The following is a 13181-nucleotide window of genomic DNA, read 5'->3' as shown; positions in this document are numbered from 1 at the left end:
CACCCCTCGCGTGCGCACCGCGTCCGCGTCCTCATCCCCGTCATCGTCCGCATCCCTCGCCGAGCCCGAGCCCGAATCCGGTTCCGGGGCCAAGCCCGAGCCCGGCACCGGCACGGCCGCCTCTGCCACCGCCACCGCCACGGCCGCCGCGTCGGCCCCCCGGCTCTCCTGGCTGCGCGGTGCCGCCCGCACGGACACAGCCGGGGACGGGACCGGGACCGGGGGCGACGGCACACCGCCCTCCCGGATCTCCCGGCCCATGGTCGCCGCCGCGGCGCTCGGGGGAGTGGTGCTGCTCGCGGCACCGTTCGTCATCGGCGCCGCGAGCAGGGACGACGGCGGCGGCGCCGCCACGTCCGAACGCGCCGCCGGGTATTCGGGTCCCGGCCGGTCGCCGGACGGGTTCGTGCCGAGCGCCGAGGCCCCGCAGGGCAAGCCGGGCACGCCCGGCGGCTCCCGGTCCACCGCGCCCGGCCGCGCCCCGGCGGGAGGCACGGCGTCCGGTGGCACCGTGCCGGCCGGGGTGGTGCCGGACGGTGCCGTGTCCCCGTCCGGTGCCGTGGCCGACGGGAGCGGCGGCGGCGAACCGTCCGGCGCCGGGGCGGCGGGGAAGTCCGGCACGGACACCGCGAAGGGTGGCGGCACGGGCGGGCAGCCCCGCCTCCCGGCCCAGCAGGACAAGCAGCCCGACACCGCGTACAAGGCCACGGCGGCGTACTCGGGCTACGGCGGCCCGCACTGCTCCTCCACGGGCGCCTCCTACACCGAGTACGGCGCCTCCAAGGCCGCCAACGACGACGATGAATGGACCACCCACACCGGGGGGTACGCGGGCAACGGCTGCTCCGGGCGCTTCCGTTCGCTCCCGATGAGCGGCGACTCAGGCGACAGCGTCAACAGCGCCCTGTGGGTGTTCCGGACCGGCGGTGTCACCCAGGGCACCTGCCATGTGAGCGTGTACGTCCCGGCCGACGGCGACATCCGGCACGTGGGCGGCGATCCGTCGTACTACACCCTGCACAACGGGTCGAGCGGGAGTGCCGCGGTGTTGTCCCGCGCCGAAGTCGACCAGGTCCCCCACCGCGGTCAGTGGGTGGCCCTGCCGTCCGTGAAGATCACCGGCGGAGTCCTCGCGGTGAAGCTGCACGACCGCGGCAAGGACTGGAACTCCAAGGGTTCCACGGACGCGCACCACGCGGTGGACGCCGTCCGCGCCGAGTGCGGTGCCTGACCGGGACCCGGCGGCCCCGGGCGGTGCCCCGCGCGGCCGCCCGGGTCAGGGACGGCGCTCGACCGTGGACTCCCGGACGACGAGTTCGAAGCCGGGCAGGATCCGGCGGGGGACCGGCGGGGTGCGCGCGGTGATGCGTTCCAGCACGCAGTCGACGGCGATCTGGGCGATGGCCTGCTTGTCGGGGGCGATGGTGGTCAGGGCGACGGCGGCGTAGCGGGCCTCCTCGATGTCGTCGAACCCGGCGACGGCGATGTCCTGGGGGACGCGCAGTCCGCGTTCGGCCAGGACGCGCAGGACACCGAGGGCGACCATGTCGTTGAAGGCGAACACGGCGTCGGGCCGCTCGCCGCGGTCGAGCAGGTCGGCCATGCCCGCCGCCCCGTCCTGGCGGTCGTAGCCGTCGGTGGCCACGACCAGCGCCTCCGGGGGTTTCATGCCCGCCGCTGTGTGCGCCTCCCGCCAGCCGCGCAGGCGCAGGTGGGCCGGTTCGCGCGCGCTCTCGCGGCGGGCGCCGAGGAAGGCGATGCGGCGGCGCCCGGTGTCGATCAGATGCTGGACGGCGGCGCGCGCCGCCGCCACGTTGTCGATGGCGATGTGGTCGAAGGGCGCGCCGTACTCGCGCTCCCCGAGGAGGACCAGCGGTGAGGGGTCCGTGCGGGAGAGCAGGTCCTCCCGCTCCATCCGGATCGGGCTGAGGATGAGACCGTCGATGATCTGGGCGCGGAAGCCCTGGCAGACGAGGACCTCCTTCTCCCGCAGCCCCGCCGTGTGGTCGAGCAGGACGGTGTAGTCCTGCCGTGCGGCGGCGTCGATGACCGCCCCGGCCACCTCGGAGAAGTAGGGGTTGCCCAGTTCGGGCACGGCCAGCGCGATGATGCCGGTGCGGCCGTTGCGCAGATGACGGGCGACGAGGTTGGGCCGGTAGCCGAGTTCGTCGATGGCCCGCTGCACCCGGGCGCGGGTGCGCGGGGCCACATGGACATAGTTGTTCACGACGTTCGACACAGTCTTGACGGAAACCCCGGCGCGCTGTGCGACGTCCTTCAGGCTGACGCCCACGGAACTCCTTCGGTCGGACGGCCATGGGCCGGGCGGGCTCCGGTGCCGGCGGTCAGTCCGGCTGCCGGGCGCGGCTGAGCAGCGTCTGCGCCAGCACCACGACCGCCAGGAACCCGCCGTTGACCGTGTCGGTGAACGCGGAGCCGTACTGGGAGAAGTAGTGGTCGATCAGGTTGTGGATGACGGCAAGCACCAGGACTCCGCTGACCGTCCCGCCCACCGAGCCGCTGCCGCCGGTCAGCAGCGTGCCGCCGATCACCACCGAGGCGATGGCGGTGAGTTCGTAGCCGACGCCGATCGTGGTGACGCCCGATCCCAGGCGGGCGCTCCCCAGCGCGCCCGCGGTCGCGGCGAGGGTGGCGGACAGGACGTAGACGAGGACCTTGGTGCGGGCCACGGGCAGGCCCATCAGGGTGGCCGCGTTCTCGTTGCCGCCCATCGCGGTCACGGTGGCGCCGAAGCGGGTGCGGGTGAGCAGCAGGGCGCCGAGGACGAACAGCGCGGCGACGACGAGCACCGGCACCCAGGTGCCCTCGCCCAGCCGCCGGAAGGGCGACCCCGCGGGGACCAGATAGGTGGTGGCGCCCTCGTCGGTCAGCGCCTGCAACAGCCCGCGGGCGCCCAGCAGTCCGGCCAGGGTGACGATGAACGGCGCCATCCGGGCCCGGGTGACGAGCAGCCCCTGCACCGTGCCCCACACCGCGCCGACCGCCAGCGGCAGGGCGATGGCCAGCCAGGTCCCGCCGGCGTGCGCGCCGTAGGCGGCGACGACCCCGCCCAGCGCGTACACGGACCCCACGGACAGGTCGATGCCGCCGGTGAGGATGACGAAGGTCATGCCCAGGGCCAGCAGCCACACGAAGGAGTTGTTGCCGAGGATGCTGGAGATGTTCGACCAGGTCGGGAAGGTGGAGGAGGTCGCCGAGGCGATGGCCACCATCAGGACCAGCACGGCCAGCGCGCCCCGGCGCTGGATGTGGGAGGCCACGCGCTCGCGGAGCGCGGCGGGCCGCGCCGCGTCGGGCGCGGACCGCGGCGGCGCGACGGGCCGCAGGGCGGACGGGCTCATCGGGTACCTCGCTCCTGTGAGGCGTAGACCGCGCAGCAGATGATGGCGGCCTCCACGAGCTGGGTGTAGGACGTGTGCACGTTGTGCTGGGTGAGTACGGCGGTGATGAGCTGCATGAACAGCGCGCCCGCCACCGTGCCGAGGACCCGGACCCGGCCGCCGGTCAGCGGGGTGCCCCCGACCACGACCGCGGTGATCGCGTTGAGTTCCATGTTGAGGCCCTGGTGGGCGGGGTCCGCCTCGGCGCCGTGGCCGACGATCATCGCGCCGGCGAGGGCCGCGAGGACGCCCGAGAGGACGTAGACGGTGACGAGTACGCGGCGTACCGGCAGCCCGGCCAGCTTGCTCGCCCGGCGGTTGTCGCCGATCGCGACCAACTGCCGCCCGAACGTGGTCCGGCGCACCAGCAGCGCGGTCAGCACGGCGCACGCCGCGGCGATCCACGCCATCAGGGGGACGCCGGCGAACCTGTCCGAGCCGAGGCTCAGCAGCCCGGCGTCCATGACGGGCTTGGCGGAGTTGCCGTTGACGAGTTCGGCGACGCCCCGCAGGCCGATCATGAGGGAGAGGGTGGCGACGATCGGCTGGATGCGGGCGAAGGCCACCATGGTGCCGCCGACCGCTCCCGAGACCGCGCCGAAGACCAGGGCGAGCAGTACCGCGAGCGGCGCGCCGTAGCCGAGGTAGAGGGGGACGACCGAGGCGGACAGGGCGATGACGGCGCCCACCGACAGGTCCACGCCCTCCGTCCCGATGACCAGGGCCATGCCGAGGGCGACGATCAGGGTCGGGGCGACCTGGAAGAGCTGGATACGGACGTTGCCCGCCGACAGGAAGGAGGTGTCCAGGGCGGCGGCCACGACGAACAGCACGACCAGCGCGGCGTAGACGCCGTACGCCTGGAGCAGCCGGGTCAGCCGGGCCCGGTCCCACCGGTTGGGGGCCGACCAGGTGGTGGGAGTCATCGGGGCTCCTCCTTGGTCACGGCGGAGCCCGATCCGGCTCCGGCGTCCGTATCGGGGGTGGTGCCGGTCGTGGCCGAGGTGGCGAGCGAGTCGAGCACGGACTGCTCGGTGACGTCCTCGCCCTGGAGGTGTCCGACGACCCGCCCGTCCTTGAGGACCACGATCCGGTCCGAGCCCTCGATCAGCTCCTCCAGGTCGGAGGAGATCAGCAGCACCCCGAGCCCCTGCCCGGCGAGTTCGTCGATGAGCGCCTGCACCTCCGCCTTGGCGCCCACGTCGATGCCCCGGGTCGGTTCGTCCAGGAGCAGCACCTCGGGATCCAGGCACAGCCAGCGGGCCAGGAGCACCTTCTGCTGGTTGCCGCCCGAGAGGTCGCTGACCTTCTGGTCGGGGCCGGACGCCTTGATGCGCAGCCGGTCCATGAAGAAGCGGACGACCTCGTCCTGCTTGGCCTGCGAGACCACCCCGGCGCGGGCCAGCCGGGGCAGCAGGGCCAGGGAGATGTTCTCCCGCACGGACAGGTTGGGCAGGATGCCCTCGGTCTTGCGGTCCTCGGCGAGCATGACGACACCCGCCTTGATGGCGGCGGCCGGGCTGCGCCGGGCCAGCGGTCTCCCGCCCACCTCGACGGTGCCGCCGTCGGTGGCCAGGGCGCCGGTGATGGCCTGGGCGGTCTCGCTGCGTCCGGCGCCCAGCAGCCCACCGAGCCCCACGACCTCGCCGCGGTGGATGTCCAGGCCGACCCCGTGCACCCGGTGCCGGACGGTCAGGTCCGCGGCCCGCAGCGCCGGCACGCCCTCGCGCCGGTCGTGCTGCTCGCCGCCGAACGCCGTGGCGCCCTTGGCCCGCACGGCGGACATCTCCCGGCCCAGCATCAGCGAGATCAGTTCGAGGCGTTCCAGGCCCGCCATGTCGCCGGTGTGCACGACCGCCCCGTCCCGCATCACGGTGACCCGGTCGCAGATGGCGTACAGCTCGTCGAGGCGGTGGCTGACGTAGACGACGGCGATGCCCTGCCGCTTGAGGTCGCGGATCACCGAGAAGAGGGTCTCCACCTCGCGTGGCTCCAGCGACGAGGTCGGCTCGTCCATGACGACCACCCGGGCGTCGATCTGCACCGCGCGCGCCAGGGCCACCATCTGCTGGGCGCCCAGGCCCAGGGAGCCCAGCGGCCGGGTGACGTCCACCTCCACGCCGTAGCGCCGCAGGGTCTGGGCGGCGAAGCGGTTCATGGCGCGTACGTCGACCAGGCCGAAGCGGCGCGGTTCGCGGCCCAGGCACAGATTGCGGGCCACCGACATCAGCGGGACGAGGTTGACCTCCTGGTAGATGGTCGAGATCCCGGCGGCCTGCGCCTCCAGCGGGTTGCGGAAGGAGCGTTCCGCACCCGCGTACCGGATCACCCCGGCGTCGGGGCGGTACACGCCGGTCATCACCTTGATCAGCGTCGATTTTCCGGCGCCGTTCTCGCCGATGAGGGCGTGCACCTCACCGGGGCGCAGGCGGAAGTCCACCCCGCGCAGGGCGTGGACGCCCGCGAAGTTCTTGTCCACCCCGGCGACGTCCACGATCCAGTCGCTGCGAGGTGCCGGGTCCTGCTGGACCAACGTCGTCCTCCTCATGCGGGCTGCCGGGGCAGCCGCCGGTCCGCCGGGCCGGCCGGAACCACCGCGGTCCGGCCCCGGCCCGTTCCGTCCGTGCCGTCGCGCAGCTCAGTACACGAGGCCCTGGTCGAGGGCCTGCTGGGCGTTGTCGTGCGTGAAGTGGCCGTCCTTGATGATGACCTTGGACTGCACACCGGTGTCGCCGTAGAAGTCCTGGAGGGCCTGGAAGGCGAGCGGGCCGAAGCGGGGGTTGGTCTCGATGTCGGCCACCATCTGGCCCGCGGCGACGTTCTTCACGGCCTGCTCGATGCCGTCGATGGAGACGACCTTGATGCCCTTGCCGGGCGTCTTGCCGGCCGAGCGGACGGCCTGGATGGCGCCGAGTGCCATCTCGTCGTTCTCCGCGTACACCGCGTTGATGTCGGAGTGGGACTGGAGCAACTGCTCCATGACCTTCTGGCCGTCGGTCTGGGCGAAGTTGCCGGTCTGCGAGGCCACCACCTTCATCTTCGGGTACTTGGCCTTGACCTGGTCCTGGAAGCCCTTGGTCCGGTCGGTGGTGACGTTGTTGCCGGGGGTGCCGGTCAGGATGGCGACGTGCGCCTCGCCGCCGGTGGCCCCGGCGAGGTCGTCGGCCGCGAGCTGCGCCTGGTGGTAGAAGTCCGAGCCGATGAAGGCCATGAAGTCCGTGCACGCGGTGCCGCCGACCGTGCGGTCGATGGTGAGCACGGGGATCTTGGCGGACTTCGCCTTCGCCAGGGCCGGGCCGAGCCCGTCGGAGTTCTCCGGGGCGACGATCAGGGCCTTGGCGCCCTGCGCGATCATGTCCTCGATCTGCGAGTTCTGCGCGTTGACATCGGCGTTGGCGTTGCGCTGGATGAGCTTGACGCCGAGCTTCTTCGCCTGCTGCTCGATGCTCTTGGTCTCGGTCGCGCGGAACGGATTGCTGGTCGACTCCGACTGCGAGAAACCGACGACCGTCTTGCCGTCGGTGAGGTCGAGCCTGGGCACACCGCCGTTGTACGTCTTGTACGTGCAGCCGGGGCCCTTCGCGGCCGGTGAGGCGACCTGCTGCGAGGCCGCGGCGTTGTCGTTCGCCGCCGCGGAGGAGGAGCCGCCGCCGGAGTCGGACGAGCCGGACTTGGTGCATCCGGTGGCGGCCAGACACAGCCCGGCGGCCAGCACTGCGGCAGTGAGGGTCTTGGCTTGAACGTTCACGCGCCGATCACATCCTCAACGGGGTGGACGAAGGGGCGGGGCGGAGGAGAGCAGGGGCCGCCCTGGGCCCTCGCAGGGCGAAGGCAGAACCGACAGGCGGGCTTTGCAACGTTGTAGACATTGCGGGAACGCCGAAGCGGATGTCAACCCGCTGTAAACAACTCCTCGTCGGAGGTGACGGCGGCGCCGGACGGCGGCCGGGCGGGCGCTCCGGCGGCCCTCCCGGCGGCCGAACGCACCCCTCGCGAAGCGGCCAACTCCCCTGTGATCAGCGGGAACTGCCGCGCAATCGGCATGCCGGACAGCGCTGCCACGGCAATCGCGTACGAGGGGTGGACACCCGGAACGGCGCTGTGCTGTCATGTGGCTGCTCGCGTTTACAACGTTGTCAGGCGCCTGTCGCAGCCGAGGTGCCGCCACCGCGTCGGGGTGAGGCGGACCGAGGCGCTGCGGCGTTCCGGCCGGACGCCTCCGGGCCGCGCCGCGACCTCCTCCGGGGTCCGCGCGCCCGGCCGGCCACCGCCATGTGACGTTGCGTCAGACAGCTCCACGGCACAACGATCCGGCCAGCGCGCCCCCCACCTTCAAGACCCCGCCTCAGGTCCCACGCCCGCCCCCACGCCCCACGGCCCTCCCTCACCCAAGGCCCCTGCCCCCACAACCCCCGCCCAGCCCGCACCCGTTGGACACGGTCCTCGAACAGGAAGGGCAGCCCATGGAACGCCGTACGTTCCTGACCGGCTCCATGTCCGCCGCCGGCGCCGCAGCCCTGGCCGGCGCCCCCTCGACCGCCCACGCCTCCGCCGACACCTCCGCCCACGCCTCGGCCCCGCCGAGCCCGGCCGGGCCGACCGTCGCCGCCCGCCCCCACTACACCGCCAACCGGGCCCCGCTGCGGCCGGAGCCGTTCCTGCGGCTGCCGCCCGGCAGCATCACGCCCAAGGGATGGCTGCGCGCCCAGCTCGACCTGCAACTGGACGGACTGAACGGGCGCATGCCCGAGGTGTCCGACTACCTCGACGAGCGGACCAGCGGCTGGTCCGTCGCCGACCGCGACGGCTGGGAGGAACTGCCCTACTGGCTGCGGGGGTTCGGCGACCTCGGCTATGTCACCCAGGACAGCCGGGTGCTGGAGACCACCCGCGCCTGGATCGACCGCATCCTCGCCACCCGGCAGCCCGACGGCTTCTTCGGCCCCGCCCGCCTGCGCACCGCCCTCGGCGGCGGCCCGGACTTCTGGCCGTACATGCCGGTCCTGGACGCGCTGCGCACCTGGCACGAGTACAGCGGCGACGACCGGGTCGTACCGGCCCTGACCGGCTGGCTGAAGTACCTCCACACCCAGCCCGGCACCCTCTTCGGACAGGGCTGGGGCGCGGCCCGCGTCGGCGACACCATCGACACCGCCTACTGGCTCTACAACCGCACCGGCGACGACTGGCTGCTCGACCTGGTGCGCACCATGCACACCCACAGCGCCGACTACACGCACACCATCCCGACCTGGCACAACGTCAACCTCGCCCAGGGCTTCCGGGAACCCGCCCAGTACGGGGTGCTGGCCGGCGACGACTCCTTCCTCGGCGCCACCCACCGGGTGTACGACACCGTCATGGCCCGCTACGGCCAGTTCCCCGGCGGCGGTTTCGCCGCGGACGAGAACGCCCGCCCCGGCTACCACGACCCGCGCCAGGGCTTCGAGACCTGCGGCATCGTCGAGTTCATGCACAGCCACCAGTTGCTCGCCCGGATCACGGGGGACACCGTGTGGGCCGACCGCTGCGAGGACCTGGCCCTCAACATGCTGCCCGCCGCCTTCGACCCGCGGCAGAAGGGCACCCACTACGTCACCGCCGCCAACAGCGTCCAGCTGGACAACGTTGCCAAGTCGCACGGTCAGTTCGACAACGACTTCGCCATGCAGGCGTACCGGCCCGGCGTCCACGACTACCGCTGCTGCCCGCACAACTACGGCATGGGCTGGCCCTACTACGCCGAGGAGATGTGGCTGGCGAGCCTCGACGGCGGCCTGTGCGCCTCCCTGTACGGCGAGTCCACCGTGCGCGCGAAGGTGGGCGACGGCACCACCGTGACCGTGACCGAGCAGACCGGGTACCCCTTCGACGACACCGTCACCCTCACCGTGTCCGCGCCGCACGCCGTCACCTTCCCGCTCCACCTCAGGGTGCCGGGCTGGTGCCGCGAGCCCTCCGTCCGGCTGGCCGGGCGGCCCGTGCCGGTCCGGCGCAGCGGCGGCCACCTCGTCGTGGACCGGCGCTGGCGCGACGGCGACCGGCTCGTGCTGCGGCTGCCCATGCGCACCCGGGTGCGCACCTGGCACGGCAGCGCCGGCGCCGTCTCCGTCCACCACGGCCCGCTCACCTACTCCCTGCGCATCGAGGAGGAGTGGCGCCGCACCGGCGGCAGCGACGCCTGGCCGGAGTACGAGGTACGCCCCCGCTCGCCGTGGAACTACGCCCTGGAGCTGGACGCCCGCGACCCCGCCCGGTCCTTCGCCGTGGAACGCACCCGCGCCCGCGCCGCCAACCCCTTCACCCACTCCGGCACCCCCGTGCTCCTGCGGGCCAAGGGCCGCCGCCTGGACGGCTGGACGCGCGACGACCAGGACGTCGTGGCCCCGCTCCAGCAGAGTCCCGCCCGCACCACCCGGCCCGTCGAACATCTCACCCTGGTCCCGGCCGCCGCCGCCCGGCTGCGCGTCACCGCCTTCCCGACCGCCGCCGCCAGGGGCAGGGCGAAGGAATGGGCCGCCGTCACGGCCTCCTTCAGCGGCGTCGACAGCCCGCAGGCCCTGCTCATGAACGCGGATGTCGAACCGTCCGGCTCCTACGACCAGTCGGTGCCGCGCTTCACCTGGTGGGACCGGACCGGCACCGAGGAGTGGATCCGGTACGACTACGCCGAACCGGTCCGCGTCGGCGCGGTGGCCGTGTACTGGTACGACGACACCGGCCACGGCGCCTGCCGCGTCCCGGAGTCCTGGCGCCTGGAGCACCGCGGCACCGACGGCGTCTGGCGGCCCCTCGGCGAGAGCGCCGCCCACGGCACCGCCACCGACCGCTTCAACCGGCTCTCCTTCCCGGCGGTCACCACCACCGCCCTGCGCATCACGGCGCACCTGAAGACCGGGTTCTCCGGCGGCCTGCTGGCCTGGCGCACCGAGTCCTGAGGACCGGGTGCCGGACCGCCGCAGAACCCCGGGCCCGCCACGGACGGCAGCACACCGCACGGCCGTACCGCCGCACAGCCGTCCGGCGGGGGCCCCTCCCACCGCACCGACGAAAGGTGAAACTCCTTTGAGTCCCGGAAGAATGACCCCCGGCAGCACCCGCACCCCCGCCACCCGGCGACTGGCCGCCCTGGCACCGCTGCTCCTGGGCGCCGCCCTGCTGACCCCGGCCTCCCTCGCCCAGGCGGAGTCCGCCACCGCGTCCGCCGCCGCCCCCGCGCAGGGGCTGCGCAGCGACTGCTACCTCAGCTCCGACAGCACCTCACTGGACTTCGCCACCTACACCAGCACCGGGATCCAGCCCTCCCTGAACGTCAAGGACCTCATCCCCACGCTGCGCGGCTGCGCCGGGTCCACCCTGAACGTCGCCGCGCACTGGACGGGCACCCTGGACGTGCCCGCCGGGGGCGCGTACACGTTCTACATCAAGGGCGACAACGGCTTCCGCCTGTCGCTCGACGGCGCGAGCGTCATCGACCACTGGACGACCGACTGGGACGTGCCCACCCAGTCCCAGCCCGTCACCCTGACCGCCGGGCGGCACCAGCTCGCCTTCGACTACAACCAGGGCAACGGCGGCGCCTACATCCAGACCGAGTGGTCCGGCCCCGGCTTCGACCGGCAGCCCGTCCCGGACTCCGCGCTGCACGTCCCGGACGACTACGCGCCCCTCGACCTGGCGAGCACCGTGGACACCACCGGCCGCAAGGCCGTGGTCCGGCTGCCCGGCCGGGTGGACGCGCTGCCCGCGGACCTGACGAAGCACCTGTCGGTGATCGCCGGGGGACAGCGCTGGACACCGGCCGTGGCAACCGACCCGCACGACCGCTCGGCGCTGGTCCTCACCGCCGCCGCCAAGGACACCCCCGCGGCCATGAAGTCCGACGTCCGGATCAGCTACGACGGCAAGGGCGGTCTGAACACCTCCGCCGGTCCGCTGGGCGTCTTCTCCAGCCTGGCCCGGAACAACTCCACCTGGTACTTCGCCACCCAGTGGGCCAAGGACGTCTCCCCGTCCAACGCGCTGCCCGACTACCCGCGCCCGCAGCAGACCCGCGGGCAGTGGGCCAACCTCAACGGCACCTGGCAGTTCCAGGCCACCGCGCAGGACGCGCCGCTGCCCCGGGGCAGGCTCAGCGGGAAGATCCTCGTGCCCTACCCGATGGAGGCGCCGCTGTCCGGTGTCGCCGAGCACCACGACTGGTCGCTGTACCAGCGCACCTTCAAGGTCCCGGCCGGCTGGCGGGTCGGCTCGGGCAACCGGCTGCACCTGAACTTCGGCGCGGTCGACTACGAGGCGTGGGTGTACGTCAACGGCAAGCCGGTGGCCCACCACACCGGCGGCTACGAGGCGTTCACCGCCGACATCACCGACGCGGTCACCCGCCACGGCGACCAGAGCGTACTGCTCAAGATCAAGGACACCACCGACGCCACCCAGCAGGCGACCGGCAAGCAGTCCCGCGACCCCAGCGGCATCTGGTACACCCCCACCTCCGGCATCTGGCAGACGGTGTGGATGGAGCCGGTGCCCGAGAAGAGCGTCGACTCGCTCGTGCTGACCCCGGACGTGAAGAGCGGCACCGTGTCGGTCACCGTGCGCCCGAGCGCGGGCACCGGGCGCACCGCCCGGGTCACCGCCACCGCGTACGACGGCCACCGGCGCGTCGGCTCGGTCTCCGGCCGCGCCGGCACCGCCCTCACGCTGCGTGTCCCGCACGCCAAGCTGTGGAGCCCGGACAGCCCGTTCCTCTACGACCTGAAGGTCACCCTGGACGACGGCCGCTCGCACGACAGCGTCGGCTCGTACTTCGGGATGCGGTCGGTCTCGATCGCCAAGGCCGGCGGCGTCAACAAGATCGAGCTGAACGGCAGGCCCACCTTCCTGCTGGCCACCCTCGACCAGGGATTCTGGCCCGACGGCATCTACACCGCCCCGACGGACGCGGCGCTCAGGTCCGACCTCCAGCTGCACAAGCAGCTCGGGTTCAACACCGTACGCAAGCACATCAAGGTGGAACCGGCCCGCTGGTACTACTGGGCCGACCGGCTCGGCCTGCTGGTCTGGCAGGACATGCCCAGCCGCAACACCGACAAGGCGAGCGCCGCGAGCAACGCGGAGTTCGACAAGGAGGTGCACGAGATCGTCGACCAGCACATCAGCAGCCCCTCCGTGGTCATGTGGACGATGATGAACGAGGGCTGGGGCGAGCAGAGCAAGCAGTCCACCGGTGAACTCGCCGACGCCGTCAAGCGCCAGGACCCCGCGCGCCTGGTCGACGCCCACTCGGGTGTCAACTGCTGTGCCTCCAAGGGCGATTCCGGCCGCGGTGACGTGATCGACCACCACCTCTACCACGGACCGGCCAACCCGGCGCCGGACGCCACCCGGGCCGCCGTCGACGGAGAGCACGGCGGGTACTCGCTCACCGTCCCCGGCCACATCGCCGGGGTCGCGGGCGGCCAGGACTACGGTGACGGCCCCGCCGACATCGCCGAGATGACCAGGACGTACGTGGAGAACACGAGTCAGCTGATCCCCAACGCGAGCGCCGGACTGTCCGGTTCGGTCTTCACCCAGATCAGCGACGTCGAAGGTGAGCTCAACGGTCTGATCACCTACGACCGGGCCGTCCTGAAGGTCTACCCCGACCAGGTCAGGGACATCAACCGGCGGCTGATCGCGGCCGGGGCCGCGGCGGGCGGCACCGCCCGCTGACAGCGGCGGGAACAGCGGCAGGACAGCAGGGTGCGGGACCGGTCACCGGTCCCGCACCCCTCG

General features: G+C 72.7%; 8 protein-coding genes. 3 read left to right on the top strand and 5 right to left on the bottom strand.

Annotated elements, in window-relative coordinates; translation table 11 throughout:
* The first annotated feature begins 10 nt into the window (after window positions 1–10).
* On the top strand, window positions 11–1231 hold the full coding sequence (locus R4Z62_RS01270; protein WP_491518881.1) for a hypothetical protein: 1221 nt from the start codon (window positions 11–13) through the stop codon (window positions 1229–1231).
* A gap of 45 nt (window positions 1232–1276) precedes the next feature.
* Here the strand turns inward: R4Z62_RS01270 and R4Z62_RS01265 are convergent, their stop codons facing one another.
* From R4Z62_RS01265 to R4Z62_RS01245, 5 genes are all read right to left on the bottom strand, one after another.
* Window positions 1277–2293, bottom strand: coding sequence for a LacI family DNA-binding transcriptional regulator (locus R4Z62_RS01265; protein WP_018566194.1), 1017 nt, complete (start codon window positions 2291–2293; stop codon window positions 1277–1279).
* A 52-nt stretch (window positions 2294–2345) separates the two neighbouring features.
* Complete coding sequence (locus R4Z62_RS01260) at window positions 2346–3362, bottom strand: ABC transporter permease (protein ID WP_491518880.1); 1017 nt, start codon at window positions 3360–3362, stop codon at window positions 2346–2348.
* A complete protein-coding gene (locus tag R4Z62_RS01255) occupies window positions 3359–4327 on the bottom strand; it encodes an ABC transporter permease (protein ID WP_355483206.1) in 969 nt (322 codons plus the stop codon). Before R4Z62_RS01255 ends, R4Z62_RS01260 begins: the two co-directional genes overlap by 4 nt.
* Window positions 4324–5949, bottom strand: a complete 1626-nt coding sequence (locus tag R4Z62_RS01250; RefSeq protein ID WP_491518879.1) for a sugar ABC transporter ATP-binding protein — start codon at window positions 5947–5949, stop codon at window positions 4324–4326. Before R4Z62_RS01250 ends, R4Z62_RS01255 begins: the two co-directional genes overlap by 4 nt.
* A 90-nt stretch (window positions 5950–6039) precedes the next feature.
* Window positions 6040–7149 (bottom strand): ABC transporter substrate-binding protein, encoded by a 1110-nt coding sequence (locus tag R4Z62_RS01245; RefSeq protein WP_491518878.1) that lies wholly within the window; start codon window positions 7147–7149, stop codon window positions 6040–6042.
* 715 nt (window positions 7150–7864) lie between these two features.
* Between R4Z62_RS01245 and R4Z62_RS01240 the strand changes: the two genes are divergently transcribed.
* Window positions 7865–10339, top strand: coding sequence for a beta-L-arabinofuranosidase domain-containing protein (locus R4Z62_RS01240; protein WP_491518877.1), 2475 nt, complete (start codon window positions 7865–7867; stop codon window positions 10337–10339).
* 142 nt (window positions 10340–10481) lie between these two features.
* Window positions 10482–13118, top strand: coding sequence for a PA14 domain-containing protein (locus R4Z62_RS01235; protein WP_491518876.1), 2637 nt, complete (start codon window positions 10482–10484; stop codon window positions 13116–13118).
* Window positions 13119–13181: the final 63 nt, after the last annotated feature.

It is taken from the genome of Streptomyces sp. PL-25 (genome assembly GCF_058344915.1).
The sequence above is the reverse complement of the archived record's forward strand: the minus strand, read 5'-3'. Positions and strand labels throughout refer to the sequence as shown.

Excerpts from the sequence above, each read along its gene's own strand:
- R4Z62_RS01260 (WP_491518880.1), bottom strand. The coding sequence starts at position 3,362 with ATGAGCCCGTCCGCCCTGCGGCCCGTCGCGCCGCCGCGGTCCGCGCCC.
- R4Z62_RS01255 (WP_355483206.1), bottom strand. The coding sequence starts at position 4,327 with ATGACTCCCACCACCTGGTCGGCCCCCAACCGGTGGGACCGGGCCCGG.
- R4Z62_RS01235 (WP_491518876.1), top strand. The coding sequence starts at position 10,482 with ATGACCCCCGGCAGCACCCGCACCCCCGCCACCCGGCGACTGGCCGCC.
- R4Z62_RS01240 (WP_491518877.1), top strand. The coding sequence starts at position 7,865 with ATGGAACGCCGTACGTTCCTGACCGGCTCCATGTCCGCCGCCGGCGCC.
- R4Z62_RS01250 (WP_491518879.1), bottom strand. The coding sequence starts at position 5,949 with ATGAGGAGGACGACGTTGGTCCAGCAGGACCCGGCACCTCGCAGCGAC.